Here is a 26,004-nt window from a genome sequence, read left to right as displayed (position 1 = left end):
GGCGGCGCTGGCGCTCGGCGTGGCGCTGCACCAGGCGTCGCTGCTGGGCGTCCTGCCGCATCATTTCGGCTGGAACAGCAGCGTCGCCCTGCTGTGCGGCATGGGCGGAGCGGTGACGCTGCTGCACGCCATGCCGTCCAGCGCGGTGTTCCGGACGGTGGGCAAGTCCTCCTATGCCATCTACCTGCACCATGCGTTGTTCGCCGCCGGCACCCGCGTGGCGCTGCACCACGTCGCCGTCGGCGACGGTGTGATCTTCTGCGCGGCGCTCGCGGCCGGGCTGGGCGGGCCGATGGTGCTGGAGGTGCTGGCGCAGATGCGGCCGTGGACCCGGGTGGCGCTGATCGGCAAGGCGTGACGGCCGCGGCGGCGCCACCTCGTCACGCCGCCCGCACCGCGTCCCGTGGGGCGGGCGTCCGCAAGCCGAGGAGCGCGGCGGCCATGCCGAGGGACGATCCGAACGCCAGGGACAACAGGCCGACCCATGGGAAGCCAAGCTCGCTCAGCTGCGTCCAGTCGACCCAGCACGCATCCGTCGCGAGGTCGTAATACTTGTTGGTGCCCGCCTTCACCGCGCAACCGCTGAACAGAGCCAGTTGCATGCCGTGCCCCACCAGGCCCAGCGCAATCGATCCGACCGCCAGGAAACGCAAGGCCGCGCGCCGGAAACGCTGTGATCGCAGCCGCTCCCATCCCGTTGCCATGGCGAAGCTGATCGGCGCGGCGAGGATGTGCAGATACCAGCCCGGGGTGCCAGCGCCGCGGCCGGTTTCCGCAATGGCGGTCAGCAGGTGGTACGCCAACCCGCCGGCCACCGGAACCACCAGGAACAGCGGCAGCCATTGCGCCGGCTTCTCGACGAAACGGCAACGCTGCAGGCCCGACAGCCACGCGGCGAGGGTCAGCAGGATCAGCAGGGCCGGAGGGACCAGAAGGTATTCGGGCGGTTGGGCGAGCGACCAGGAACCGGCCCAAATGTAGGTCCCGGCGATCGCCGCCAGCCCGCGGGCATAGGCGGGCAGCGAGAAATTCTGCTCCAGCCCGGCCCGCAGGCCGACACCATGCGCCAGTCTGATGAAGTCGTTGGTTCCCAGCAGGTTGTCGAAGAGCAGCAGGTTGCGCAGGTACCAGGCCGCGCCCACCGTCGCGGCGACGGTCGCGCAAAGAAGCAGGTGCCGCGCATGAACCCGTTGCCGTTGGAGCAGCCAGCGAAGGGCGAGGAACGCGGTCACGCCGACCGTTATCGGAAGGAAGAACGCTTTGGTCAGCAGCCCCAGCCCAAGAACCAGGCCGAGGGCCGGAGCCGCCCAAACACCCGGCTTCTCCGCCAGGATGTTCAGGAGGAGGAACCACGCCGCGCCGGCGATCAGCAAACACAGGCCATCGTTGCCCAGCCGCGCCATTTCCGGAAAGAACTGCGGGACCAGGAACGGGTAGGCGGCCATGAACGGCGCGACGCGTGACCCCTTGGCCGCGGCCCAGCGCTCGGTCGCCAGGACACCCAACGCCAGCCCGGCGAACGCGAAGGTCCAGGAGAGCGACCGCAGGACGAGAAGATGCCGGGTCCAGGAGAGCGATTTCGTCAGATGGTAGGCCGGTGCCAGGACCATGTAATAGAGGGGCGGATGCTGTGCCTGCCAATTCAGCTCCCGTCCCGGGCGGAACCCGCGGTCGACCGATTCGGGCAAGGCCGGGTGCCCGAGGTCGCGGAAGCTGCGATAGGTCAGCCGGCCCGTCTCGTCAAACGGCGGGGCACTCGCGTACGGCATCGGTCCAGGGTAGCCGTCGACATCGATCGAAACGCGGTCCCGGCCATAGAACGGCACGGTTCCGGTGTCGGCGATCTGTTGAATGGAGGACCAATGGGCATATTCGTCGAATCCCTCCCAGGGCGGGAGGAGCGCCAGGTGCGTGACGCCGCACAACGCCACGGCCGCCAGGAGCAGTCGTGTGATCAGGCGGTGGACGGAATCGATGCGAAAGAATGTCGTCGCTGCGTTCAGGTCGGCCATCAAATGGGTTTGCCCTAAAAAGAAAAAGCTGATGAGACGTGCGTATAGCGCAATATCACCCGCCTTGTGATCAGGCCGCTCTGTCGCATCCCCAGCGTTGCCGGCCCCCGACAAGACCGTCGTCGCGACAGCGCAGGCACCGCGTCCTTCAAATACGGAAGAACCGCACCGGACCTTCGGTCACAGAAGCTCTTTTGATCCCGCTACTCCGGCGTTTTTCGGTGCAAGCGGTGCAGAATATCGCGTCGCCGACGCTTTGCTCATCGCGCGTCGCTTGACTTGCCCAAAAGTGAGGGTATGACTGTCGCCCAATCCATGGTGCCGCCGCAGGGGGCGGGGCGCTTTCATCCAGGGTTTCACCGAAGCATGACCAGGGCGTTCGTCTTTCCGGGGCAGGGCAGCCAAGCCGTCGGCATGGGCCGCGAACTCGCCGAGGCGTTCGAAGTCGCGCGTCACACCTTCGAAGAGGTGGACGACGCGCTGAACCAGCGGCTGTCGCGGCTGATGGTCGAGGGACCCGAGGCCGACCTGACCCTGACCGAGAACGCGCAGCCCGCCCTGATGGCGGTCAGCGTCGCGGTCATGCGGGTGCTGGCGAGCGAGGGCGGGGTCGACCTGTCGAAGCACGCCACCTTCGTCGCCGGCCATTCGCTGGGCGAATATTCGGCGCTGTGCGCCGCCGGCGCCTTCACGCTGGGCGACACCGCGCGCCTGCTGAAGCTGCGCGGGCAGGCGATGCAGAAGGCGGTTCCGGTCGGCAAGGGCGCCATGGCGGCCCTGCTGGGCGCCGAGCTGGAGCAGGCGCAGGCGATCGCCGCCGACGCCGCCCAGGGCGAGGTGTGCAGCGTCGCCAACGACAATTCGGTCGGGCAGCTGGTGATCTCCGGCAGCGCCGAGGCCATCGACCGCGCCATCGCGCTGGCGGCGGAGCGCGGCCTGAAGCGGTCGGTCCGGCTGCCGGTGTCGGCGCCGTTCCATTGCTCGCTGATGCAGCCCGCCGCCGACGCCATGGCCGAGGCGCTGGCCAACGTCACGATTTCCGCGCCGGTGGTTCCGGTGGTCGCCAACGTCACCGCGTCGGCGGTGTCGGACCCCAACACCATCCGCCGCCTGCTGGTGGAGCAGGTGACCGGCATGGTCCGCTGGCGTGAATGCGTCCTCTTCATGAAGGAGCAGGGCGTCGAACGGCTGGTCGAGGTCGGGTCGGGCAAGGTGCTCGCCGGGCTGACCAAGCGCATCGACAAGGATCTGGTGGCGGTGTCGGTCGGCACGCCGGCGGACGTCGAGTCGTTCCTGAAGACCCTGTGAACAGATCAGCCTCGTGAGGCCTTCCATGTTTGACCTGACCGGCAAGTCGGCCCTCGTCACCGGCGCATCCGGCGGCATCGGCGCGTCGATCGCGCGCGCGCTGCACGCCCAGGGCGCCACCGTGGCGCTGTCCGGCACCCGCGTCGCCCCGCTGGAGGCGCTGGCCGCCGAGTTGGGCGAGCGCGCCGTGGTGGTGCCCGGCAACCTCGCCGACGCCGCCGCGACCGAGCAGCTTGCGAAAGACGCCGACGCGGCGCTGGGCAAGATCGACATCCTGGTGAACAACGCCGGGCTGACCCGCGACCAGATCGCGATGCGCATGAAGGACGAGGACTGGCAGGCCGTCATCGACGTGAACCTGACCGCCGCCTTCCGCCTGTCGCGCGCCGCCATGCGCGGCATGATGAAGCGCCGCTGGGGCCGCATCGTCAACATCACCTCGGTCGTCGGCGTCACCGGCAACCCGGGCCAAGCCAACTACGCCGCGTCGAAGGCCGGCCTGATCGGCATGTCGAAGGCCCTTGCCGCCGAGCTGGCCTCGCGCAACATCACCGTCAACTGCGTCGCGCCGGGGTTCATCACCACGGCGATGACCGACGCCCTGAACGACGAGCAGAAGCAGAAGCTGCTCCCCGCCATTCCGGCCGGCCGCATGGGCCAGCCGGAAGAAATCGCCGCCGGGGTCGTGTACCTCGCGAGCGATGAGGCCGCCTACGTCACCGGCCAGACGCTGCACATCAACGGCGGCATGGCCATGATCTGACGGCGGTATCGCCATGTGTGTAGAACGCGTGTGAAGAACGGTGGCGACCACGCCCGCGCGGGCGCTGGTCAAGCCTGTTGAAATGTGTTATCGGACGGGGCTTTTCGCGGCAGGACGGCACGTTCTTCGCGTGTTGCTCCGACCGGATTATCCCGAGCGGTTTCAAGGATTGGAAGGTCTTAAAAGATGAGCGACATCGCCGAGCGCGTGAAGAAGATCGTTGTGGACCACCTGGGTGTCGAGGAGTCGAAGGTGGTGGAGAACGCCTCCTTCATCGACGACCTGGGCGCCGACAGCCTCGACACGGTCGAGCTGGTCATGGCCTTCGAGGAGGAGTTCGGTGTCGAGATCCCGGACGACGCCGCGGAGAAGATCCTGTCGGTGAAGGACGCCATCGACTTCATCAAGGCCAACGCCGCCGCCTGATCGGGCTGCGGGCATTGCGCCTCCGAGGGCCAGGCGAACCGCGTTGCGGGGCCTGGCCGTCGACGAGTTTTTCGAGGAAAGGTCAAGGAACAGCCTCATGAGACGTGTTGTCGTCACCGGACTCGGTCTGGCCACGCCGCTGGGCGTGGGCCACACGCTGAACTGGGAGCGGCTGATTTCCGCGCAGTCGGGAATCCGCGCCATCACGGGGTTCGACGCTTCGGACCTTGCCTCCAAGGTCGCCGGGCAGGTCCCGCGCGGCACCGGCGACGGCGAGTTCAACGCCGATGCCGTCGTGCCGCCGAAGGACCAGCGCAAGATGGATGATTTCATCCTCTACGCGATCGGCGCGGCGACCGAAGCCATCAAGGATTCCGGCTGGGCGCCCCAGACGGATGAGGAGCGCGAGCGCACCGGCGTCATGGTCGGTTCCGGCATCGGTGGTCTCCCCGGCATCGCCGAGGGCGCGATCACCCTGAAGGAAAAGGGCCCGCGCCGCCTGTCGCCCTTCTTCATCCCGGCCTGCCTGATCAATCTGGCCTCCGGCCATATTTCGATCCAGCACGGCTTCAAGGGCCCCAACCACGCGGTCGTCACCGCCTGCTCGACCGGCGCGCACGCCATCGGCGACGCCGCCCGCCTGATCATGTGGGACGACGCCGACGTCATGGTCGCCGGCGGCACCGAAGCGGCGGTCAGCCGGCTCGGCGTCGGCGGGTTCGCCGCCATGCGCGCGCTGTCCACCAGCTTCAACGACACGCCCGAAAAGGCGTCGCGTCCCTACGACAAGGACCGCGACGGCTTCGTCATCGGCGAGGGCGCCGGTGTCGTGGTGCTGGAGGAACTGGAGCACGCCAAGAAGCGCGGCGCCACCATCTACGCCGAAATCGTCGGCTACGGCATGTCGGGCGACGCGCACCACATCTCCGCCCCGGCCGAAGACGGCAACGGCGGTTTCCGGGCGATGAAGGCGGCGCTGAAGCGCGCCGGCATGGACCCGTCCGAGATCGATTACGTCAACGCCCACGGCACCTCGACGCCGCTCGGCGACGAGATCGAACTGGGGGCGGTGAAGCGCCTGTTCGGCAGTGCCATCGACGGGCTGGCGATGTCCTCCACCAAGTCGGCGATCGGCCATCTGCTGGGCGCGGCCGGTGCGGTTGAGGCGATCTATTCGATCAAGGCGATCAACCACGGTGTCGTTCCGCCGACGCTGAACCTGGAAAACCCGTCGGAGAGCTGCCTGGGCGTCAATCTGGTGCCCAAGGTGGCGCAGGAGCGTCGCGTCCGCGCCGCCCTGTCGAACTCGTTCGGTTTCGGCGGCACCAACGCATCGCTGGTGTTCAAGGAATTCGCGTAAGCGGGTTCCGCCGGCGATATCAGCGACCGTGGCGGCATAAGCGGGTGAGGGGTGGTCGATGGGCTGGGGCCTCCGGATTGTTGCCGGGACTTTGGTCCTTGCGACCGCCGCCACGGCGGGGGTCGGTGTCTGGGGGTTCCAGCGCTACACCGCCCCCGGTCCGCTTGAACAGGCCGAGACGGTCGTCATTCCCCGGGGCAGCGGGCTTGAAACCATCGCCATCACGCTGGGCGATGCGGGGGTGATCGGTTCGCCGTTGCTGTTCGTGGCATCGGCCAAGCTGAGCCGGCTTCTCCGCGACCAGAAGGCCGGCGGTGACCTGAAGGCCGGCGAGTACCAGTTCCCGGCGGGAATCAGCATCGAAGGCGTTCTGGAGCAGATGCGCCAGGGCCACACCATCGTGCACCGCTTCACCGTGCCGGAGGGGCTGACCTCGGCCCAGGTGGTGGCGCTGCTGGCGCGTGAGTCGGCGCTGACCGGCGAGATCGCCACGCCGCCCAAGGAAGGCTCCCTGCTGCCGGAAACCTACCACTTCGCCTATGGCGACAGCCGGGCGACGCTGGTCGAGCGCATGCAGACGGCGATGACCCAGGCCTTGGCGGAAGCCTGGAAGGGGCGCGACGCCAATCTGCCGTTCGAGACGCCGCAGCAGGCGTTGACGCTGGCTTCGGTCGTCGAGAAGGAAACCGGCATCGCGGCGGAGCGGCCCAAGGTCGCCGGCGTCTTCATCAACCGCCTGGAGGCGGGGATGAAGCTGCAGTCCGACCCGACCGTCATCTACGCCCTGACCGAGGGCAGCGGCGAGTTGGGCCGCGCCCTGACCCGCAACGACTGGAAGCTCGAGTCGCCCTTCAACACCTACCAGATCACCGGCCTGCCGCCGGGGCCGATCGCCAATCCGGGCAAGGCGTCGATCCAGGCGGTGATGAAGCCGGAGCGCCACGAGTTTCTGTATTTCGTCGCCGACGGCAGCGGTGGGCACGTCTTCGCGAAGTCGCTGGCGGACCACAACCGCAACGTCGCCAAATGGCGGGAAGTCCAGCAGGGCCGACCGGCCGAACGCGGCGAGACGTCGCCGGACTGACGGCGTTCTGCCCGGTTGCACACCCCCTCGGAATTCGGCAATCTTTGCACTGCAGCAAAGCGTCCCAAACCATCGGGGGAGTGTGTGATGAGCGTGGATGTCGAACAGCGCATCCGTGAACGCGCCTACGCGATCTGGCTTGAGGAGGGCTGTCCCCATGGTCGGGATGCCGACCACTGGCGGCTGGCCGAGCAGGAACTGGCGGCCGACGGCGTCGCGGTGAAAGCTCCGCGCAGGACGACCGCGAAGAAGGCGTCCGTGACGACCATGCCCACCGAGGCGGTGGGAGAACCAGCCGTGCCCGCCAAGGCGCGCAAGCCGCGGACGCGCAAGCCCGTGACGGCCTGACCCGAGCCGGGATCAGGCGGCGTTCGACGCCTGCGGGATCGACAGGTTGGACACCACCATCACCCCAGCGGTCGACCCGTAGGACTTGCGCGCGGCGCGCAGCCGCTCCAGCGATTCCAGCAGGCTTTCCTCGGCGAAGCCCGGCGCCAGGGCGGACAGTTCCCGCTCCGTCAAGTCGATGAAGGCGTCCAACAGGCGCGCGTGGATGCGGCTGGCCAAACGGACTTCGTCGGCGACCTTCTGTACGGGCATCGAAAGCTCCCTTGGGTGGCGTGTGGGTCTGAACAATCACGGGGGGTGTTCGCCGGGACCAGATGTTCCCGTGAGCCGATTAGGCGTCCAGCACGGTTAAAAGAACTTTAAATGCCAGCTATCCCTTCACGGGGAATAAGAATTACCACTTCAGAGCATTGAGTGCTCTCGGGCGCGCACCGCGTCAGTGATTCGTCGCCGCTGTGCGGCCGGCTGCTTGGCCGGTGCCGTGGCTGTTCTTCAAAGGGAAGCCGGCGTCTGGACGGCAACCGGTGTCAGGTTGCCTGGAAGCGGTCGACCTGCCGGCGGGTCTCGTCGGCCAGCCGGGAGAGATGGACCATGGTGGCGGCGATCTCCTCCGACGCGGCGGCGTTCTTGGAGGCGACGGTGCGCACGCTTTCCACCGAGCGTTCGATCTCGCGGACCGAGGCCTGCTGCTCCTCCATCGCGACGGCGACCGACTGGAACGCGCCGTCGATGCGGTCGACCCGCTCCGCCAGCCCGTCCATGCGGCGGCGGGCCTGTTCGGTGACGGTTTTGCCCTCTTCCGCCAGCGCGGCGGCGGCCTCGATGATCTCGGCGATCTGGCGGGCGCTTTCCACCGCGTTGTCGGCGAGCTTGCCGACCTCCTCCGCCACGACCTCGAAGCCCTTGCCCTGCTCGCCGGCGCGGGCGGCCTCGATCGAGGCGTTGACGGAGAGGATGTTGGTCTTCACCGCGATCTGGGTGATCGCCTCGGTGATGCGGCCGATGCGGCGGCTGTTGTCGCCGATGGTCTGCGACACCCGGACCAGCCGCGCCATCTCCGCCTTGCCCTTGTCGGCGAATCCGGCGGTCGCCCGCACCATGTCCGACGCCGCGCGGGTGCTGTCGGTCACGTCGGCGATGGCGCGGACCGAACGGCCGACCGCGCCCACCACCCGGTCCAGATCCTCCGTCTGGATCGAGGCGCCGTCGGCGACCTGGGACACCGCGGTGCTGGCCTGTCCGGCGGCGACGGCGACCTGGGCCGCCTGTTGCCCGATGCGGCGGAACGATGCCCGGGCCTCCTCCACCAATGCCGCCATGTCGGCGTACCGCCCGGGCAGAGCCGCCGGGCTGATCGGTTCGTCGCCGTCCGTCCCATCGGTTCCCTCGCTCTGCGCCAGCCGGCGCAGGGCGGCGTGCAGCGAGTCCTGCACCCCGGCCAGCCGGATCAGCGCGGCGCCGACCGTGCCGACCTCGTCGCCGCGCAGCGGCAGGGCCGCCGACAGCGGTGGCGCGCCGTCCTCATCCGCCCGGCCGTCCGCCAGCCGCACCGCCGCCGCCTCCAGCCGTTTCAGCGCGTCGGACAGGTCGAGCGCCAGGACCAGCCCGGCCAGCAGGGCCACCGCCAGGGCACCGCCGGTCGCCAACCACACGATCTGCGGGTCGATGCCCGGCACGGCGCGTGGCAGCAGCAGCGGCACCAGCGCGGCCATGGCGGGAAGCAGGGCGATCAGCCCGCAACGGGGAAGGATGCGCAAAGTGACCGGGGCGGACATGGATGATGGCTCCTCACGATCGACCGGCGGATGCCCGCGACAACCCGCGGTCAACACACGCGCCCTTATGACTTGCCGGAAGCACCCCAACCGACGCAAGGTGATTCCGTGGGATGGCGGCGAGGGCCGACAACACGGCTCCGCGCACCCGTCCCGCCCAGTCCTTCCACCCGGCGTCACCGTCGCCACGCCGCCATACGGGACCCCTCCGGCATGTCGATCGCCACCCGCATCGCCCTCGGTTTTGCCGCCGTCCTGCTGCTGACCGTCGCCGTCGCCATCGTCGGCTGGAGCGGCCTGAACACCTACGCGACGCGCGTCGACATCGCCGCCCGCACCGCCCGGCTCGACACCCTGCTGCTGAGCGCCCGGCAGGAGGAAGCGCGCTATCTGATCGACATCGACCCGGCGGCCAGCCGGAAGGTGCGGCAACTGGTCGACGAGCTGAAGATCGATGCCGAGGCGCTGCTGGCGTTGCCGAACCACCCCGTCGCCCCCGACGCCCTGAACGAGGTGCTGGACAAGCTGGCCGCCTACCGCAAGGCCTTCGACCAGGTCGTGCAGTTGGAGGTCGACAAGTTCGCCAGCCTGGCGAAGCTGCGCAAGCAGACCGCCGCCCTGCTGGTCGTCGCCCAGACCCTGACCCATGACCAGTCGCAGCGCTACGCCGCGGCGCTGGCGCGGGTGAAGGCCGATCCGTCCGACGGCGCGGCGGTGACCATGCTCGAATCATCGGCCCTGCTGACGACGATCGCCGGGCGGCTGATCCAGGACACCCGCGGCGCGATGCTGGACGTGCAGCAGTTCCTGATCGACCAGGGCGGTGGCGGGCGCAACTCGCTGAACAGCAGCATCGACAAGCTGCTCTACATCATCGCCGACGTTCGCAAGGCGGCCAACGACGACGACGCGCTGCGCGGCGCCGAGAACCTGACCGCCGCGGTGATGGGGGTGGAAACTGAATTCCTGCTGGTCGCCGACATCGTCCAGCGCCGCGTCGCCACCCGGGCGGTGATGCGCGACGCCGCCGGCACGGTCAGCGAGCGGGTCGCCACCCTGGTCGCCGAACAGACGGCGGAGCGGGAGGCCGGACGCGCCCGCGCCCTGCTGCTGATGTGGACCGGCGCGCTGGGCGCGCTGGCGGCCGGCGCGCTGCTGTCGGTGCTGATCGCCCGCAGCCTGACCGGCCCGATCGCCGCCACCACCGCCGCGATCCAGCGGCTGTCGGACGGCGATCTGACCGTGGCGGTGCCCGGCACCGGCCGCCGCGACGAGCTGGGCTCCATCGGCCGCGCCATCGCCACAGTCATCCAGGTGCTGCACGGCCTGCATGGCGAGATGCACCGGCTGTCGGGCCGGACGCTGGCGCCGTCGTCCGACGCCGCCCCTGCCACGGCCCCGGCCCCGGCTGCCGCCTTCCACGGCGCCTATGGCGAGATGGTGGCGCTGTTGCAGGACACCGGCGCCGCCTTCCGCGCCATCGGGGAGCAGGCAACCCAGGTCGCCGTCGCCGCCGGCCAGGCCAGCACCGCCATCGCCCACGTCTCCGACGGCGCGTCGGAGCAGACCGACGACCTCGACCAGGTGGCGACCGCCGTCGGCCAGTCGGCCCGCGCCATCGCCCACGTCACCGACAGCACCCGCGACGCGTCGGACATGGTGAAGGACGCCGCCGGCTTCGCCGACAAGGGCAAGGATGACATGGCGCGCCTGCTGCGCGTGTCGCAGACCATCGCGGAGAACAGCCGCCGCATCGGCCGCATCACCGAGGCGATCACCCAGATCGCGGTGAAGACCAACATCCTCTCCGTCAACGCCTCAATCGAGGCCGCCCGCGCCGGCGAGCAGGGCAAGGGCTTCGAGGTGGTCGCCGAGGAGGTCGGCAAGCTTGCCGACAACGCGGTGGAAAGCGCCCGCCAGATCGCCGAGATCGTCGAGGCCGCCGCCGCCATGGCGGAGGAGGGCATGGCCGCCACCGCCGAGGTGGTGCAGATGATGGACGGCATCGCCGAGCGGGTGACCCAGCTCGACCGCATGGTGCAGTCGGTCGCCACCGCGATGGCCCGGCAGCAGGATGACATCGTCGAGATCGAATCGAACGTCGGCAACATCCGCACCGTCGCCTCCAAGAACGCCGCCGCGTCGGAGGAGATCACGGCGACGATGGTCCACCTGTCGCGGCTGGCCGACGAGACCCGCCGGCAGGCCGACCGCTTCCGGGCGCCGTGAGCGACGGCGACGCGCATCCCCCCTCCGTTGGTGCCGGCACGCTGGACGCGCTGGCGCGGCGGCTGCTGGACGACGTCCGGCGCAAGGCCGGCATCCGTCACGACCGCCCGCTGGAGCGCAAGCTGGCGCGCATCCTGGCGGCGATGCCGCTGCCGGTGCTGGAGGATTGGGTGAATTTGATCGAGCGGGCGCCGGCCGACAGCCCGGACTGGCTGAGCCTGATCGAGAACCTGACCATCCACGAGACCTATGTCTTCCGCGATCTGCCGCACCACGAGCATCTGCGTCGCCATGTCCTGCCGCGGATGATCGCGGCGCGGCGGGCGGAGCGGATGCTGCGGCTGTGGAGCGCCGGCTGCGCCACCGGGGAGGAGGCCTACAGCCTCGCCATCGTGACGCTGGAGGCGCTGGCCGATTGTGGCGAGGCGCGGCGGACCGTGCAGGGGCTGGAGACCGGCTGGACCGTGGAGGTCCTGGGCACCGACCTCAGCCGCGTCGCCGTGCGGCAGGCCCGCAACGCCTGCTATGGCGGCGAGGGGCTGGGGCCGTTCCGCGAGCTGCCGCCGGAATACGCCGGCTGGTTCGTGCCGTTGGGGGACGAGGCGCCGCTGCACCGCCGGGTGCGGGCCGACGCCCGGCGGGTCGTGCGATTCGACCGCCACAATCTGATGGACGACGGGCTGCCGGCGGGGGCGCCCGATGGCGGCTTCGACCTCGTGTCCTGCCGCAACGTGATGATCTATTTCGACGACGACAGCCGGGATCGCGCCTTGCGCCTGCTGACGGCGGCGGTGGCGCCCGGCGGCTGGCTGGTGCTGGGCACCACCGACCGGCTGGGCGACGAAACGGGATTCGAGCGGGTGCGCGGCGACCGCGCGCTCGCCTATCGGCGGCGAGGGGGCGGGCCATGACGGCGGCCTTGCCCGGTGGCGGATTCCTGACCTTCGACATCGCCGGTGTGCCGTTCGCCGTGCCGTCCGACCGGGTGGAGGAGGTCGCCGAATCGACCGGCACCACCCGGCTGCCCTTCGCCCCGCCGCAGGTGGAGGGGCTGGCGAACGTCGCCGGGCGCATCCTGCCGGTGCTGGACGTCACCGGCTACGCGTCGCTGGGTCTGGCCTGGGGGGGAGGGCGGCGTGGCGGGCTGCTGATCGTGCTGCGCGCCGGGGCCGGGCTGCTGGCGCTGCGCGCCGGGCGGATCGGCGGAACGCTGCCGCCGGAGCGGGTCACGCTGGCCGGAGCCGAGGCGGAGGACGAGGGCGCGCCGGTGGCCGGGCGGCTGCGGCATGGCGACCGCTCGCTGCGGCTGCTCGACCCCGACCGGATGGAGCTGGGCTGCGGCCGGACGATGGCCGGGCTGCTGGCCGGCACCACCGGCGGCGACGCGCTGACCGGGGCCGCCGCCGACCCGCCCGACCCGTCGCGCGAGCGGGCCAGCGTCCGCCTGCTGGTGGTGGAGGCCGGCGGCCGGCCCCAGGCGCTGGCGATGGCCGACGTGCTGCTGGTCTTCCCGCTGGGCACGCTGCGCCCGCTGCCCAACGCCCCGGCCCTGGTGCAGGGGGTGGCGCGGGTTCAGCGGCGGTCGGTGCTGGTGACCGATCCGCTGGGCGTGGGAAGCAAGGCCGACGCCTCCGGCGGCTACGCCGTGGTGCTGCGGACGCGCTGCGGGCCGGTGGGCGTGCGGGTGGACGGGGTGCGCGGGGTGGTGCGCTTTCCGCTCGACCGCATCCGCGCCGGCGAAGCCGGTGCGCCGGCGGAAATCGTGGATTACGATGGGACATGGCTCGACGTGAGGAGCGGAGCGCGCATGCTGGGCGATCATCTCGACGACATCGGCCGCTTCGTGCCGGAAGGCGCCGACCCCGACGGCGACATGGCGGACAGCCGGCTGCCGCGCCGCTTCTACCGCCGCTTCCTGACCTTGGTGGTGGAGGCGCGGGTCTATGCCCTGGAGTTCGAGAAGGTCCGCCGGGTGGTGGAGTCGTCGGACCGCCTGCGCCTGCCCGACGGCACCGCGAGCTTCGACGGGCTGACCGACGTCGACGGCAGCATCCTGCCGGTGATCGACCTGCGGCGCCTGCTGGCGCAGGGGCCGGTCGGCCGCACCCCGGCCGCACCCGGCGTCGCCATCCTGGTCGAGATCGAGGGCGGCACCGTCGCGGTGATCGCCGACGAGATCCAGCGCATCCGCAAGATCGCCGCCGACGACATCGACCCGCTGTCGGACCGGCTGACCGCCGCGGTCATCCGCCTGGACCACGCGCTGATCCCTGTGCTGCGGCCGGAGGGGCTGACCGCCACCGCACCCGAACCCGGCAACGTCCGCTCCCTGCCGGGCGGGAGCGTCGCGCGATGAGCAGCCCTCCCCGCATCCGCCTGCTGGTGGTCGACGACAGCAACTTCGTCCGCATCGCGCTGCGCAAGATGCTGGAGCCGGCGTCCGACATCGAGATCGTCGGCGAGGCGCGCAACGGGGCGGAGGCGCTGCGCCTGTCGCGCAAGCTGAAGCCGCACGTCGTCGCCATGGACCTGAACATGCCGATCATGGACGGCATCGAGTCGGTCCAGGCCATCGCAGCGGAAAAGGGCCCGCCCTGCATCATGGTGTCCAACGAGACGTCGGAGGGGGCGGCGGCCACCATCCGCGCGCTGGAAACCGGGGCGGTCGATTTCGTCTGCAAGAACAGCTCCTTCATCACCTTCGACATGGCGTCGATCGAACGCCAGCTGACCGAGAAGGTGCGCCACTGGGGCCGCTGGCGCATGGCCGCGACCGGGGAGGCGCCCGAGACTCCCGCGCCCCCGCCGGTGATGGCGGTGTCCGCTCAGCCGCCGCGCCCCCCGGTGAGCGGGCATCGGCCGGATCTGGTGGTGGTCGGCGTATCGACCGGCGGGCCGGTGGCGCTGGTCGAGCTGCTGCGGGAGCTGGGGCCGCTGCCCTGTCCGCTGGTGGTGGCGCAGCACATGCCGGCCAGCTTCACCGCCGGATTCGCGGCGTCGCTCGCCCGGTCGCTCGACCGTCCGGTGGTCGAGGGTGGCGATGGGCAGATGCTGGAACCGGGGACGGTCACTGTGCTGCGCGGCGGCGGCGACTGGGTGGTCCGACGCGGCCCCGGCGGCCGTTTCACCCTGCACGCGCAGGACGACGGCGGCTCCATCTACCACCCGTCGGCCGACCGGCTGTTCCGTTCCGCCGCGGAGTCTGCCGAATCGCCGGTGGCGGTGGTGCTGACCGGCATGGGCGACGACGGCAGCGCCGGCGGGACCGCCTTCGCCGGGCGGCGCCTGCCGGTCCTGGTCCAGGATCCGGCAAGCTGCGCCGTCGACGGCATGCCCAAGGCGGCGATCCGCGCCGGCATCGCGACGGAGGTGTTGCCGGTCGCCGACATCGCCCGCAAGCTGAACGCACTCTTCACCCTGACCTGATATCTTACCCTCGACCCGAGAAACGCATAGGAACCCTTCACCCATGGCGAAGCCGACGATCCTGCTGGTCGATGACTCGGTGCTGATGCGCACCATCATCGGCGACATCGTGCGCGCGGACGACGAGCTGTCGCTCGTCGGCGCGGCCGAAAACGGCAAGGTGGCCCTGGAGATGGTCAAGAGCCTGAAGCCCGACATCGTGCTGCTCGACATCGAGATGCCGGAGATGTCCGGGCTGGAGGTGATGGAGCATCTGTCGCTGATGTCGCGCGCCAAGGTGATCATCATCTCGTCGGTCGCGCAGGTCGGATCGCCCGAGGCGAACGAGGCCCGGGCGCTGGGCGCGGTGGAGATCATCGCCAAGCCGTCCGGCACCATGAGCCTCGACCTCGCCCACAAGAAGGGCCACGACATCGTCGCCGCCATCCGCCGCGCCGCCGGCCTGCCCCCGCCGGCGAAGCCCTGACGCGCGCGCGGCGGCACCCATGAGCAGCGAGCTGATCGAAACCCTGTGGCGGCAGTTCGGCATCGAGGCCGGCGAGCATTTCGACCTGCTTGAAAAGCTGCTGTCCGCGCCCTCCACCGGGGACGCCGGCGATGGGGCGGAGCGCGAACGGGTGGCCGCGCTGTTCCGTTCCTTCCACTCGCTGAAGGGCGCGGCGCGCGCCATGGACCTGTTCGCGATGGAGGCGGTGGCCCACCGGGCGGAGACGATCCTGGGCCGCGTGCGCGGCGGCGCGCTGGCGCTGAGCGATGCGGTGACCGCACCGCTGCTGGAGGCGCTGGACGCCCTGCGCGGGCTGGCGGAGACAGCGACCCGCGACCGCCGCGACGGGCAGGCGCCGGCCGACCTGCTGGCCCGCCTGGACGCGCTGGGCGGCGAGGTGGCGGTGCCCACGCCGGCCGCGGCCCCGCCGGCCGCCCCGCCGGTGCGGCTGCATGAGAACGAACGGATGCTGGGCCTGTTCGTCGGGCTGCTGCACGACGGCATGGCGACGCTGACCCGCGCGCTCGACCTGTCCGGACTGGACGAGGACGGGACGCGCAGCGTCGACGACGCGGCGGAGCGGCTGGAGATCGCCTGCGAGCGGCTGAATTTCCTGCCCTTCGCCGACACGTTGCGCCGCTTCCGCGCGGCGCTGGCCGCCCGCGACGCCGACGGCATCCTGCGCGAGCTTCAGGGCGTCGCCACCGCCAGTGCTCGCGTCGGCCGGCTGACCGGCAAGGACGCCGGGGCGGCGATCCTGGCGACGCTGCTCGCCGACCACAACGCGCAGGTGCTGGCGCAGGGCAGCGCCCGCGCCGCGGCGCTGATGGCCGATCGGGCGGCGCTGGCCGAGCCGGCGGCTGCCGCCGAGCTGGCCGGTTTGCTCGATCGCATCGGTGCGACGCTCGACATCGTCCGGCTGCCGCACGGCGCGGCGCTGGTGCGCGTGTTGGCCGACGTGGTGCGGCGGGTGCCTGCCGGCGATCACGCCGACTGGCCGCCGCTGCTCGCCGACGCCCGCGCGGCGCTGGTCGATCTGGCGGAGCGGGCGGTGCGCGACCCGGCCGAGGATCTGGACGCCGACACCGCGTCCGGCCTGGACACCCGTCTGCGCGCCTTCGTCGACGCCGTGTCGGCCGAGGCCGCCGCCGGGGAGGCGCGCCGGCCGCTGACCGCCGACGAGCTGGCGGCCTTCGGCCTCGACCCCGGCCTGCTGCGTTTCCTGTCGCCGGACAGCACCGCCGACCTGCGCGCCGCCGTCGCCGATCCGCAGACGCGGCTGTACGAGGTCACCGCCTTCCTGGAAACCTCGGCGGAGGTCGCGTCGGGCTTCGTCCAATGGTTGGGCAGCCGGGTGCGGGCGATCACCAACTGGCCGGAGTTCATCGACGGCAAGACCTGGCTGCGCGTGTTGGTCGCCTCGCCCCAGGAACGGTCGGTGCTGGCCGACGCGCTGTCGGCCATCGACCCCGGCGGGCAGTTCCTGCGCATCCGCCGCTGTGTCCCGGCGACGGAGGGCGGCGATCCGGAGGGCGCCCCGGAGGCCGTGGAGCGGCAGCCCGAAGCGTCGGCCGCCGGTGCCGCCCTGCCGGCGCTCGCGGCGGCCGGCGCGTCGCCAGCGCTCCCGACCATGGGCCCACCCGCCACCGCGCCGTCCGGCCCGGCGCGGCAGTCGGCGCCGGTCCCCGGCGGCGGCGTGCTGCGGGTGCCGGGCGCGGTGGTCGACCGCTTCATGGCGCGCATCGACGGCATGGTGCTGCTATCCGGCGAGTTGAACGCCACCGCCAACGACCTGCGGCTGGAACGCGCGCTGGCGGCGCTGGCCGAGCGGCTGGGCGCCGGCGATCCCGACCTGCGCGCCCTGCAGGAGGCGGTGGAGCATCACCGCCGCGACCTGGGCGAACTCGACACCCAGCTCAGCCGCTCGGTCGACCGGCTGCGCGAGGCGGCGCTGGATTTGCGCGTCGTGCCGATCGAAACGCTGTTCAACCAGTTCCCCCGCGTCGTTCGCGAACTGGCGCGGGTGCAGGGCAAGTCGGTGCGCTTCGCCATGGAGGGCGGCGAGGTCCGCATCGACAAGAGCATGGTGGAGACGCTCTACGACCCGCTGATGCACATGGTCCGCAACGCCATCGACCACGGCATCGAAGCGCCGGCGGAGCGCGAGGCGGCGGGCAAGCCGGCCCAGGCGACGCTGTGCCTGCGCGCCATCCAGCGCAACAGCCGCGTGGTGGTGGAGATCGCCGACGACGGCCGCGGCATTGCGACGGAGGCGGTGCGCGCCAAGGCGGTGCGCCAGGGGCTGGTCGGTGAGGAGGACAGCCACCGGCTGCCGCCCGACGCCGTCCGCGAGTTCATCTTCGCCTCCGGTTTCTCGACGGCGGACGCGGTGACGGAGACGTCGGGCCGCGGCGTCGGCATGGACGTGGTGCGCAACGCCATCACCCGGCTGGGCGGCAGCATCGCCACGCGGACGCGGGAGGGGGCGGGCACCGCCTTCGCCATCGACCTGCCGCTGTCGGCGGCGATCCTGCGCACCCTGCTGGTCCAGGTCGGCGACCAGGTGCTGGCGATTCCCGACCGCTTCGTCGAGGAGGTCTGCGGCTTCACCGCCGACGACTTCCACCGGGTGTCCGGCTGCTGGACGGTGCTGCGCCGCAAGCGGGTGCTGCCGGTGGTGCGGCTGGCCGACGCGCTGGGCTTCCCCGCCGACGGCGACTGGCCGCCCGCCGGGTCCGGACAGCGCCTGATCGTGGTGCTGCGCCATGGTGACCGCCGCATCGGGCTGGAGATCGATACGCTGCTGCGCCGTGGCGACCTGTTCGTCCGCGAAAGCCATCCCGGCCTGGCCGAGGTGCCGGGGGTCGGTGGCGTCTCGCTGCTGAACGACGGGCGGATCGTGATCATCCTCGACGGCGACGAGCTGTACCGGCTGGCGGCGGCGGCGCAGAAAATCGGCGTCGCCGAGGCCCGCGGTTCATGAACCCGATTTCATGGGCGGGTCAGGTTGGGATCAGGGCGGTGGGGCTATGGTCTGTCCTGTGACGCGGTCGGACCAGCCCCCCGACATCCGGCCGCTCATCCAGAGCGTCTTCTCTTCTGGTGTCTCTCCCCGATGGTCCCCAGCCATCGGATCGGCCGTCCGGTCCTCCCGTTTGCCTCCGGACGGCACCTTTCGGCGGAGCGCGCCGCTGGCCCTGTTTCGGCCAACGTTGCCCCCCACCTGAGGCCGCCGGTCCCGGCGCGCTCCGCCGTCCTTCCTTCCTTCCTCGACGTCGCCAACCGCCGCTTTCGCGGGGCACGACGCTGCGGCCTTGACGCCGCGCCGGCCAACCGGCTTTCTGTGGATCGTCGAAGCCTTACCGGTAGCGTCCCGCCCGTGCGTCCCGCCATTCTGTTTCCGCTGTTCAAGCCGGTCACCGCGCTCCCCGGCCTCGGCCCCCGGCTGGGCAAGCTGGTGGAGAAGCTGGCCGGCGCCCATGTCGTCGACCTGCTGTGGCATCTGCCCTGCGGCGTGGTCGACCGCCGCTATTCGCCGAAGATCGCGCAGGCGCCGCATGGCCGCATCGCCACGCTGACCGTCCGCATCGATTCCCACGCGGCGCCGCTGAACCCGCGCCACCCCTACAAGATCCGCTGCACCGACGACACCGGCGTGCTGGAGCTGGTCTATTTCCACGTCCGCGGCGACTGGCTGAGCAAGCAGATCCCGGTGGGCACCACCATGGTGGTCTCCGGCAAGGTCGAGTGGTTCAACGACACCCCGCAGATCACCCACCCCGACGCCGTCGTCCCGCTCGATTCGAAAGACGAGCTGGAGATGGTGGAGCCGGTCTATCCGATGACCGCCGGGCTGCCGGCCAAGACGCTGCGCAAGGCGGTGCGCGCCGCGCTGGGCGAGGTGCCGGAACTGGTGGAATGGCAGGACCCGGCGTGGCTCGCCCGCCGGCAATGGCCGCGCTGGGACGAGGCGCTGAAACGCGCCCACACGCCCGAGGACGAGGGCGATCTGGCCGCCACCGCGCCGATCCGCTGCCGCCTCGCCTACGACGAGCTGCTGGCCAACCAGTTGGCGCTGATGCTGGTGCGCGCCAGCCAGCGCCGTCTGGTCGGGCGGGTGACGGAGGGGGACGGCCGTCTGCGGCGCGCGGCGCTGGCGGCGCTGCCCTTCTCGCTGACCGGGTCGCAGGTGGCGGCGCTGGAGGACATCCACGCCGACATGGCGGCGGACCGGCGCATGCTGCGGCTGTTGCAGGGCGACGTCGGCAGCGGCAAGACGGTGGTCGCGCTGATGGCGATGCTGAACGCGGTGGAGGCCGGCGCCCAGGCGGCGCTGATGGCGCCGACCGAGATCCTGGCGCGGCAGCACGCCGAAAGCCTCGCCCCGCTGTGCGCGGCGGCGGGGGTGGAGATCGGGCTGCTGACCGGCCGCGACAAGGGCAAGGCGCGTCAGGCGGTGCTCGACCGGCTGGCGTCGGGCGAACTGCCGCTGCTGGTCGGCACCCACGCGCTGTTCCAGGAGGATGTCGCCTTCAAGGATCTGGCGCTGGCGGTGATCGACGAGCAGCACCGCTTCGGCGTCCACCAGCGGCTGCAACTGTCGGCCAAGGGCCGGGCGGTCGACGTGCTGGTGATGACGGCGACGCCGATTCCGCGCACGCTGACCCTGACCGCCTACGGCGACATGGACGTCTCGCGCCTGACCGAGAAGCCGGCCGGCCGCAAGCCGGTGCAGACCGTCACCATCGCGCTCGACCGGCTGGAGGAGGTGGTGGGCGGCGTCCAGCGCAAGGTGGTGGAGGGCGCGCGCGTCTATTGGGTCTGCCCGCTGGTCGACGAATCGGAACAGAGCGACCTTGCTGCCGCCACCGAACGCCACGCCTATCTGCGCGCGACCTTCGGCGACCGTGTCGGGCTGGTCCATGGCAAGATGCGCGGGCCGGACAAGGACGCGGTGATGGCCGCCTTCGCCGAGGGCAGCCTGGACGTGCTGGTCGCCACCACGGTGATCGAGGTCGGCGTCAACGTGCCGGAAGCCACGGTGATGGTGATCGAGCACGCCGAGCGCTTCGGGCTGGCCCAGCTGCACCAGCTGCGCGGCCGGGTCGGGCGCGGCGAAAAGGCGTCGAGCTGCCTGCTGCTGTTCGACCCGCACCTGACCGAGACGGCGCGGGCGCGGCTGAAGACGCTGCGCGACACCGAGGACGGCTTTGTCATCGCGGAGGAGGATCTGCGGCTGCGCGGCGCCGGCGAGGTGCTGGGCACGCGACAGTCCGGGCTGCCGGGCTTCCGGCTGGCCGATCTGGCGGTGCATGGCGACCTGCTGGCGGTGGCGCGCGACGACGCCCGGCTGGTGGTCGACCGCGACCCCGACCTGTCGAGCCCGCGCGGGCAGGCGTTGCGGACGCTGCTCTACCTGTTCGAACGCGACGCGGCGGCCAAGACCTTGCGGTCGGGCTGATCGTCGTCGGCCGAGGCCTCGATCAGCGTGGCCCCGGGCGATGCCGGGTCGTTCGGGCGGCGTTCCGGCGGAACGACGATGCCGCCGGACATCACCAGCTTCAGCCCGTCCTCCACGCTCATGTTCAGCACGGTGACGTCGCGCCGCGGCACCATCGCCAGATAGCCGGCGGTGGGGGGGGCGCAGGGGATGAAGACGTTGACCATCTCCTCGCCCTCGCCGCCGATGGGGAAATGGATCTGCACCTCGGGATGGGCGTTGCCGGTGATGAATCCCAGCGACCACACGCCGGGGCGCGGGTACTGGATCACCACCACCTCGCGGAAGGCGTTGGATTTCTTGGCCAGCACCGTCTCGAAGATCTGCTTCACCGCGCCATAGACCGAGCGCACGACCGGCATGCGCCCGACCACCCCCTCGCCGACGCTCAGCACCAGCCGGCCGACATAGCCGGCGGCGAAGGCGCCGATCAGGGTGACGACGAGGATGACCACCAGCACGCCGATGCCGGGGATCGAGAAGGGCAGGTAGTTTTCGGGATTGTAATAGGATGGAATGAAGGGCCGGATGTAGCCGTCGATCAGCGAGACGAACCACCAGGCGATGTAGGCGGTGATGGCGATGGGAGCGGTGACCAGGATGCCGGCCAGGAAATAGGCCCGCAGCCGCCCCATCAGCCCGATGCCCTCGCGGCGTTGGCGGGGTGGCTCCGCGGCCGGCTTCACCGACCCCTTCGCCGAGCCTTTCCCTGGCCCCGGATCACCGGAACCCGCCGCTTCAGTGTGCTCCCGCTCCACGCCCGTCCACCCGCTGATCGTCTTTCGGCGCCATAGTGGGGCAAGCGCTGCCCATGCTCAACCGTGCTGTGCACTGCGGCGTGACGTGGCGTGTCAGGCCCGGAAATCAGGCCTGGAAATCAGCTCAGGAAGCTTCCGGCCAGGGTGCAGAGCAGGGTGACCGCCCCGGCGATGGCGGCGCCGTCGACGTGGTTGGGGAAGGCGCCCCAGAACTCGTCGGTCGACATCGGCTCCGGCGCGTCGAACTCGTCCATCGACAGCCCGGCAGCCATGCCGCCGCAGGTGCGCTCGGCGATGGCGCCCGACAGATGGGCCATGGCAACGGCAAGGTAGCAGAAGGTCGTGAAGTCCAGCAGGAAGCCCAGCGTGCTGTGCGTCTCGCCCAGCGGGGTGGCGGTGACGCCGGTGGCGGCGACCGTGCTGGCCATGGCGATGGCCGCGGCAAAGGGGATGGCGACCACGGACATCAGCCGCTGGCTGTCGACATGGCGGGCGGTGGGCACGGAGGGCAGGGACGGCATGGGGGTGCTCCGACGGCGAAAGGGTGAGCAGGGGGCCGGGCTGGCTCGTGGGGCGTTGATCCCTTCTCCGCCACCGGCGTTAACGGAGGGTTGACATCGGCCGATGGTCACACCCCTTCCCACTTTTGCGCAGGTCAGGGTATTCTTTTGCGTAATGAACAGTTCGGGCCGGAGGCCACAGCAGTCCCGTGTCGAAAGGCGAACCGTCAAAGCTCGCAAGCCGCCCGCCGGAGCCGCTGCCCGACACCGCGACCGGCGGGCCGGAGGCCGGCGGACTGGAGCGCATCGCGCTTCTCCGGTCGCTGACGCCCGAACAGCGGGCCGCCGTGGCGCGTCAGTGCCGCTGGCGCCGCTTCGCCGCGGACGAGCAACTGATCGACCATTGGGCGGACACCCGCGACGTCGGCTTCGTGGTCGAAGGCCGGGTGCGGGTGCTGAGCCATTCGGCCGGCGGGCGCGAAATCAGCTTCAGCGACATCGAGGCCGGTGAACTGGTGGGGGAGATGTCGGCGCTGGACGGCCGGCCGCGGTCCGCCTCCGTCGTCGCGCTGACGGAGGGGGCGCTGGTCGCCTTCCTGCCGGCCCGACCGTTCCAAGAGCTGGCGACGGCGCATCCCGAACTGGCGATGGCGATGATGCTGCGGCTGTGCGACAAGCTGCGCGGCGCGACCGACCGCATCATGGAGCTGTCGACTCTGGGCGCCAACAACCGGGTCCATGCCGAGTTGCTGCGTCTGGCCAAGCGCGGGAAGCGGCAGGGGCTCGCGGCGATCATCGCGCCGATCCCCGTCCATTCCGACATCGCCGCCCGCGTCAGCACCACCCGCGAGACCGTGGCCCGCGTGCTGAGCGACCTGACCCGCGACGGGCTGGTCGAACGCCGGCCCGACGCCCTGGTCGTTTGCGACCTGGGCCGACTGGAAATGCTGGTCGAGGATGTGCGCGGCGGCGTGTGATGGGCCGAGCCCGAACATGAAAAGGCCGCGGCCGCCCGTCGGGTGACGGGCCTTGCCGCGGTTGCCTTTGGGGTCGCTGCGCTCCGGTCGTCAGGCCTGGTGCCTGGATCGGTGCGGGACCGGGATGTCAGCGGTGGAGCGAACGGGCCAGGATCGCGACCGGGGTCGCCTTGGCCCAATCGGCCAGGAAAGCGCCGACCGGACGGAGCATGATCGCCGCCGGGGTGGCTTCCAGCCAGTCGGCGATGAAGTCGCGGACCGGGTGCAGGGACGGCGTTTCGCCATGAACGCTGTGGTGGCCGGCGCCGTGAAGGCTGAGAATGCTCATGATACCCTCCGATTGACGGGGTGAGAGGTGCGTGTGGTGATGCGCCGGGTGTCAGCGCTTCAGCAGGCCCAGGACGACGCCGGCCGGGGTGGCGGCCGCCCACTCGCGCAGGAAGGCGGCGACCGGACGCAGGACCAGATAGGCGGGGGTGGCTTCGAACCAAGCGACGGGGAACTCGGCGACCGCATGCAGCGCGTCAGACGAGGTGTGGTCGTTGGAGCCGGGGTGGAAGGTCGTGCTGTTCATGATGCTCTCCATCAGGCTGTTGAGAGGACTTTACACTGGTATACCCAATGCCAAATACGCTCCCTTTGCATTGCTGGATGCCGGAAAAATTACGGCTTGACCAAGATTTTCTTTGGCTGATCATCGCCGATACAGATCGTCAGTTATACTGACGGTGTTGCGGGTGCCCGTCGCTGCGCTCGTCGGAACCGCCGTCGCCGCTGAATGGGATGGTTTGCGGGGCCAACGGAACTCTTGACAGCGACGGCCGCGGAAACGACTTCAGTCCCATGGTCCAGTACATCGGCCCCGATCCCCTTCGCAGCTTGTATGACGCCGTGCAGGTCCTGCGCGGTGAGCCATCGGCCGTACCCGACGGATCGCGCACGGCAAAGCTGCTGGCGCAGGGCCGCGCCCGGATGGCGCGGAAGGTGGGGGAGGAGGCGATCGAGGTCGCCATCGAAGCCATGCGCGGTGATCGCGACGCGCTGGTGCTGGAGGCGGCGGACCTGTTCTACAATCTGGTCGTCCTGCTGGCCGACCTGGACATCGCCCCCGACGAGGTGATGGCGGAGCTGCGACGCCGTGAACTCGCGTTCGGCATCGCCGAAAAGCTGCCGAAGTCGGACGAGGTCAACGGCGCCGCCACCAACGGCACGCCGAAACGCGCCAAGCGCTGACGCCCCGTCTATTCGGGGTCGGCGTCTTTCGGGAAGGTCAGGTCGAAGCGGGTGCCGCCGTCGCGGGTGAAGCGATAGTCGCCGCGAATCTGCCGGGTGAAGGCGCGGATCAGGTCCATGCCCATCGACGGCCGACCGGTACCGCCCGCCGCCGGAATCGGCTCGGCGCTCCCCGTGCCGTCGTCCTGAACCGTCAGGTGCAGCACCGAGCCCTCTTCGATGAGAGCGATGGTGACGGTGCCGGACGCACGGTCGGCAAAGGCGTGCTTGAAGGCGTTCGACACCACCTCGTTCAGGATCAGCGCGAAGGGAACCACCCGGTTCAGGTCGAGGCTGAGCGGCTCCACCCGGTGCTGGATGGCGATGTCGCGGCCCGGACGGCGGTGGAAGCTCCGCAGATGGCCGGCCAGCGCCTCGATGAACTCGTCCAGCCGGACCACCGACACCCCGGTCGACCGGTAGATCTGCTCATGGATCAGGCCCATCGTGTTGATGCGGCTCAGCGCCTCGCTGAACGGCCCCTCCAGTTCCGGAGCCCGCTGGGCCTGCAACTCCAGCAGGCTGAGGATGACCTGGAGGTTGTTCTTCACCCGGTGGTGGATGTCGCGCAGCAGCACTTCCTTGTCGGTCAGCGCCTGGTCGAGGTGACGGGTGCGTTCGGCGATCCGATCCTCCAGCGCCTCGTTGGCGCGGTGCAGCGCCTCCTGGGCCTCGACGGCCTGCCGCGACCGGCGCAGCGCGATCAGGCCCAGCAGGATCAGCAGCGCCGCCGCCGGCGCGGCGAACAGCACGTAGGGCTGGACCCGGTCGCGCCATGCCGCCTCGATCGACCGCAGATCGGTGCCGTAGAGCACATAGATCGGCAGGTCGGGCACCTTGCGGCGCGCCATGACCCGCTCCACCCCGTCGAACGGCGTCACGGCGCGGAACACGCCGTTGTCGTCCGCGGCGGCGATCAGGTTGGGATAGTGACCGATGTCGACCGTGTTCCGGTCGCCGTCCAGCGGTTCGCGGACCAGCACCGTGCCGTCCTCGCGCATCAGCAGGATGACGTCGTGCGAATCATGCAGGACCGAGCGGTAGAAATCGGCGAAATAGCTTGGCAGCAGCGAGACCTGCGCGACCCCCTGGAAGGTGCCGTTGGCGTAGGTCATCCGCCGGCTGAGGGTGAAGAACGCTTCCGGCAGAATCTTCCCGGTCAGACGGGTGCCGATGTGGATGCGGTCGCCGCCCAGGCGATGGACCTGGAAATACTCGCGGTCCGCCGCGCTCAGCGGGCGAATCGGCCATTCGTAGCTGCTGGCGCGGACGCGGCCGGTCTCGTCGGTGATCCAGTAGGACTGCACCTCCGGCGCCGACCCGCTCATCGCCTTCAGCCGCTCGAACAGCAGGGGGGAGTCGTCGACGCGGTTCCACCCCAGATCATCGACCATCCATTCCACGCGGAGCAGCGAGGCCGCATGGATGCCCAGCGTCCTGGCCGCATGCTCCTCCAGCACCCGGGCGATGGCGACGGAGCGGCTCTCCGCCTCCTCCATCACCTGCTTGCGGTATTGGTGAGCGGCGATGCCGAGCAGGGCGGCGGTGAGGGCGATGGCAACCACCAGCAGGGCCACCACGGCCGGCGACACCGCCTGACGCGAATGCCGGCCGCTGGTTGCCGGTGTCGGCAGAGGATCGTCCGGCAGGCCGGCTCCCGCCCGCGCAGCACGCGCGTCATGGTCGAGGCCGACAGGGGTCATCGGGCGAGGCGATCCGGTCATGGGTGGGGAAGCGTTGACGGCCAAGCATAGCGCATGGCGGGCGCCGCGTCATCAT

The 26,004-nt window shown here is 70.5% G+C and carries 23 protein-coding genes and 1 pseudogene; 16 read left to right on the top strand and 8 right to left on the bottom strand.

The window, feature by feature from the left end:
- A pseudogene (locus TSO352_RS18095) lies at positions 1-358 on the top strand (acyltransferase); the annotation flags it as partial.
- Positions 359-380: 22 nt separating this feature from the next.
- On the opposite strand, the gene TSO352_RS18090 reads toward TSO352_RS18095, so the two are convergent.
- On the bottom strand, positions 381-2,012 hold the full coding sequence (locus tag TSO352_RS18090; RefSeq protein WP_109108701.1) for a hypothetical protein: 1,632 nt from the start codon (positions 2,010-2,012) through the stop codon (positions 381-383).
- Between the two features lie 366 nt (positions 2,013-2,378).
- Here TSO352_RS18090 and fabD point away from each other — a divergent pair, with 366 nt between their 5' ends.
- From fabD to TSO352_RS18060, 6 genes are all read left to right on the top strand, one after another.
- Positions 2,379-3,320, top strand: coding sequence for an ACP S-malonyltransferase (gene fabD / locus TSO352_RS18085; protein WP_109108700.1), 942 nt, complete (start codon positions 2,379-2,381; stop codon positions 3,318-3,320).
- A 25-nt stretch (positions 3,321-3,345) separates the two neighbouring features.
- A complete protein-coding gene (gene fabG / locus TSO352_RS18080; protein WP_109108699.1) occupies positions 3,346-4,083 on the top strand; it encodes a 3-oxoacyl-[acyl-carrier-protein] reductase in 738 nt (245 codons plus the stop codon).
- Positions 4,084-4,269: 186 nt separating this feature from the next.
- Positions 4,270-4,509: an acyl carrier protein gene (locus TSO352_RS18075; RefSeq protein WP_014247969.1), complete on the top strand. Its 240-nt coding sequence runs from the start codon at positions 4,270-4,272 to the stop codon at positions 4,507-4,509.
- 97 nt (positions 4,510-4,606) lie between these two features.
- The gene (gene fabF / locus TSO352_RS18070) at positions 4,607-5,869 is read left to right on the top strand and encodes a beta-ketoacyl-ACP synthase II (protein WP_109108698.1); all 1,263 of its coding nucleotides are present in this window, start codon (positions 4,607-4,609) and stop codon (positions 5,867-5,869) included.
- A 58-nt stretch (positions 5,870-5,927) separates the two neighbouring features.
- Positions 5,928-6,953, top strand: coding sequence for an endolytic transglycosylase MltG (gene mltG / locus TSO352_RS18065; RefSeq protein WP_109108697.1), 1,026 nt, complete (start codon positions 5,928-5,930; stop codon positions 6,951-6,953).
- Positions 6,954-7,040: 87 nt separating this feature from the next.
- Positions 7,041-7,301 carry a DUF2934 domain-containing protein gene (locus TSO352_RS18060; protein WP_199231645.1) on the top strand — a complete coding sequence of 87 codons (261 nt, stop codon included), beginning with the start codon at positions 7,041-7,043 and terminating at the stop codon, positions 7,299-7,301.
- A 12-nt stretch (positions 7,302-7,313) separates the two neighbouring features.
- Here the strand turns inward: TSO352_RS18060 and TSO352_RS18055 are convergent, their stop codons facing one another.
- Positions 7,314-7,553, bottom strand: a complete 240-nt coding sequence (locus tag TSO352_RS18055) for a hypothetical protein (protein WP_109108695.1) — start codon at positions 7,551-7,553, stop codon at positions 7,314-7,316.
- Positions 7,554-7,828: 275 nt separating this feature from the next.
- Positions 7,829-9,076 (bottom strand): methyl-accepting chemotaxis protein, encoded by a 1,248-nt coding sequence (locus TSO352_RS18050; protein ID WP_109108694.1) that lies wholly within the window; start codon positions 9,074-9,076, stop codon positions 7,829-7,831.
- A gap of 213 nt (positions 9,077-9,289) precedes the next feature.
- Here TSO352_RS18050 and TSO352_RS18045 point away from each other — a divergent pair, with 213 nt between their 5' ends.
- The 7 genes from TSO352_RS18045 to recG all read left to right on the top strand — a co-directional run bounded on the left by TSO352_RS18045 (position 9,290) and on the right by recG (position 20,679).
- On the top strand, positions 9,290-11,305 hold the full coding sequence (locus TSO352_RS18045) for a methyl-accepting chemotaxis protein (protein ID WP_109108693.1): 2,016 nt from the start codon (positions 9,290-9,292) through the stop codon (positions 11,303-11,305).
- Complete coding sequence (locus TSO352_RS18040) at positions 11,302-12,216, top strand: CheR family methyltransferase (RefSeq protein WP_109108692.1); 915 nt, start codon at positions 11,302-11,304, stop codon at positions 12,214-12,216. Before TSO352_RS18045 ends, TSO352_RS18040 begins: the two co-directional genes overlap by 4 nt.
- A complete protein-coding gene (locus TSO352_RS18035; RefSeq protein WP_247872230.1) occupies positions 12,213-13,661 on the top strand; it encodes a chemotaxis protein CheW in 1,449 nt (482 codons plus the stop codon). Before TSO352_RS18040 ends, TSO352_RS18035 begins: the two co-directional genes overlap by 4 nt.
- Positions 13,658-14,731, top strand: coding sequence for a chemotaxis-specific protein-glutamate methyltransferase CheB (gene cheB, locus TSO352_RS18030; RefSeq protein WP_109108691.1), 1,074 nt, complete (start codon positions 13,658-13,660; stop codon positions 14,729-14,731). Before TSO352_RS18035 ends, cheB begins: the two co-directional genes overlap by 4 nt.
- A 43-nt stretch (positions 14,732-14,774) precedes the next feature.
- On the top strand, positions 14,775-15,197 hold the full coding sequence (locus TSO352_RS18025; RefSeq protein WP_109049771.1) for a response regulator: 423 nt from the start codon (positions 14,775-14,777) through the stop codon (positions 15,195-15,197).
- A 19-nt stretch (positions 15,198-15,216) separates the two neighbouring features.
- Positions 15,217-18,201 carry an ATP-binding protein gene (locus TSO352_RS18020; protein ID WP_109108690.1) on the top strand — a complete coding sequence of 995 codons (2,985 nt, stop codon included), beginning with the start codon at positions 15,217-15,219 and terminating at the stop codon, positions 18,199-18,201.
- Positions 18,202-18,597: 396 nt separating this feature from the next.
- On the top strand, positions 18,598-20,679 hold the full coding sequence (gene recG, locus TSO352_RS18015) for an ATP-dependent DNA helicase RecG (RefSeq protein ID WP_109108689.1): 2,082 nt from the start codon (positions 18,598-18,600) through the stop codon (positions 20,677-20,679).
- Here the strand turns inward: recG and TSO352_RS18010 are convergent.
- Positions 20,631-21,404, bottom strand: coding sequence for a DUF502 domain-containing protein (locus TSO352_RS18010; RefSeq protein ID WP_348770641.1), 774 nt, complete (start codon positions 21,402-21,404; stop codon positions 20,631-20,633). The genes recG and TSO352_RS18010 overlap by 49 nt on opposite strands.
- A gap of 191 nt (positions 21,405-21,595) precedes the next feature.
- The gene (locus tag TSO352_RS18005) at positions 21,596-21,997 is read right to left on the bottom strand and encodes a hypothetical protein (protein WP_109108688.1); all 402 of its coding nucleotides are present in this window, start codon (positions 21,995-21,997) and stop codon (positions 21,596-21,598) included.
- A gap of 236 nt (positions 21,998-22,233) precedes the next feature.
- Between TSO352_RS18005 and TSO352_RS18000 the strand changes: the two genes are divergently transcribed.
- Entirely contained in the window at positions 22,234-22,953 is a 720-nt protein-coding gene (locus tag TSO352_RS18000) for a Crp/Fnr family transcriptional regulator (RefSeq protein ID WP_109110712.1), read from the top strand.
- Positions 22,954-23,080: 127 nt separating this feature from the next.
- On the opposite strand, the gene TSO352_RS17995 is transcribed toward TSO352_RS18000, so the two are convergent.
- Both TSO352_RS17995 and TSO352_RS17990 read right to left on the bottom strand, forming a co-directional pair.
- The gene (locus TSO352_RS17995; RefSeq protein ID WP_109108687.1) at positions 23,081-23,281 is read right to left on the bottom strand and encodes a hypothetical protein; all 201 of its coding nucleotides are present in this window, start codon (positions 23,279-23,281) and stop codon (positions 23,081-23,083) included.
- A gap of 51 nt (positions 23,282-23,332) precedes the next feature.
- The gene (locus TSO352_RS17990) at positions 23,333-23,527 is read right to left on the bottom strand and encodes a hypothetical protein (protein WP_109110711.1); all 195 of its coding nucleotides are present in this window, start codon (positions 23,525-23,527) and stop codon (positions 23,333-23,335) included.
- A 269-nt stretch (positions 23,528-23,796) separates the two neighbouring features.
- On the opposite strand from TSO352_RS17990, the gene hisE reads away from it, so the two are divergent.
- Complete coding sequence (hisE, locus tag TSO352_RS17985; RefSeq protein ID WP_109108686.1) at positions 23,797-24,186, top strand: phosphoribosyl-ATP diphosphatase; 390 nt, start codon at positions 23,797-23,799, stop codon at positions 24,184-24,186.
- An 8-nt stretch (positions 24,187-24,194) separates the two neighbouring features.
- Here hisE and TSO352_RS17980 read toward each other — a convergent pair whose 3' ends face one another.
- The gene (locus TSO352_RS17980) at positions 24,195-25,928 is read right to left on the bottom strand and encodes a histidine kinase dimerization/phosphoacceptor domain -containing protein (protein ID WP_109108685.1); all 1,734 of its coding nucleotides are present in this window, start codon (positions 25,926-25,928) and stop codon (positions 24,195-24,197) included.
- Positions 25,929-26,004: the final 76 nt, after the last annotated feature.

The organism is Azospirillum sp. TSO35-2, assembly GCF_003116095.1.
Lineage (GTDB): Bacteria > Pseudomonadota > Alphaproteobacteria > Azospirillales > Azospirillaceae > Azospirillum.
This window is presented reverse-complemented; position numbering and strand designations above follow the sequence as displayed.

Bases quoted from the DNA above. Each gene is read 5' to 3' on its own strand.
- TSO352_RS18045 (WP_109108693.1), top strand. From the start codon at position 9,290: ATGTCGATCGCCACCCGCATCGCCCTCGGTTTTGCCGCCGTCCTGCTG.
- TSO352_RS18090 (WP_109108701.1), bottom strand. From the start codon at position 2,012: ATGGCCGACCTGAACGCAGCGACGACATTCTTTCGCATCGATTCCGTC.
- TSO352_RS18075 (WP_014247969.1), top strand. From the start codon at position 4,270: ATGAGCGACATCGCCGAGCGCGTGAAGAAGATCGTTGTGGACCACCTG.
- TSO352_RS18050 (WP_109108694.1), bottom strand. From the start codon at position 9,076: ATGTCCGCCCCGGTCACTTTGCGCATCCTTCCCCGTTGCGGGCTGATC.
- fabG (WP_109108699.1), top strand. From the start codon at position 3,346: ATGTTTGACCTGACCGGCAAGTCGGCCCTCGTCACCGGCGCATCCGGC.
- TSO352_RS17995 (WP_109108687.1), bottom strand. From the start codon at position 23,281: ATGAGCATTCTCAGCCTTCACGGCGCCGGCCACCACAGCGTTCATGGC.
- TSO352_RS18025 (WP_109049771.1), top strand. From the start codon at position 14,775: ATGGCGAAGCCGACGATCCTGCTGGTCGATGACTCGGTGCTGATGCGC.
- TSO352_RS18035 (WP_247872230.1), top strand. From the start codon at position 12,213: ATGACGGCGGCCTTGCCCGGTGGCGGATTCCTGACCTTCGACATCGCC.
- TSO352_RS18020 (WP_109108690.1), top strand. From the start codon at position 15,217: ATGAGCAGCGAGCTGATCGAAACCCTGTGGCGGCAGTTCGGCATCGAG.
- mltG (WP_109108697.1), top strand. From the start codon at position 5,928: ATGGGCTGGGGCCTCCGGATTGTTGCCGGGACTTTGGTCCTTGCGACC.
- hisE (WP_109108686.1), top strand. From the start codon at position 23,797: ATGGTCCAGTACATCGGCCCCGATCCCCTTCGCAGCTTGTATGACGCC.
- TSO352_RS17980 (WP_109108685.1), bottom strand. From the start codon at position 25,928: ATGACCCCTGTCGGCCTCGACCATGACGCGCGTGCTGCGCGGGCGGGA.
- TSO352_RS18055 (WP_109108695.1), bottom strand. From the start codon at position 7,553: ATGCCCGTACAGAAGGTCGCCGACGAAGTCCGTTTGGCCAGCCGCATC.
- TSO352_RS18005 (WP_109108688.1), bottom strand. From the start codon at position 21,997: ATGCCGTCCCTGCCCTCCGTGCCCACCGCCCGCCATGTCGACAGCCAG.
- fabF (WP_109108698.1), top strand. From the start codon at position 4,607: ATGAGACGTGTTGTCGTCACCGGACTCGGTCTGGCCACGCCGCTGGGC.
- fabD (WP_109108700.1), top strand. From the start codon at position 2,379: ATGACCAGGGCGTTCGTCTTTCCGGGGCAGGGCAGCCAAGCCGTCGGC.
- TSO352_RS17990 (WP_109110711.1), bottom strand. From the start codon at position 23,527: ATGAACAGCACGACCTTCCACCCCGGCTCCAACGACCACACCTCGTCT.
- cheB (WP_109108691.1), top strand. From the start codon at position 13,658: ATGAGCAGCCCTCCCCGCATCCGCCTGCTGGTGGTCGACGACAGCAAC.
- TSO352_RS18060 (WP_199231645.1), top strand. From the start codon at position 7,041: ATGAGCGTGGATGTCGAACAGCGCATCCGTGAACGCGCCTACGCGATC.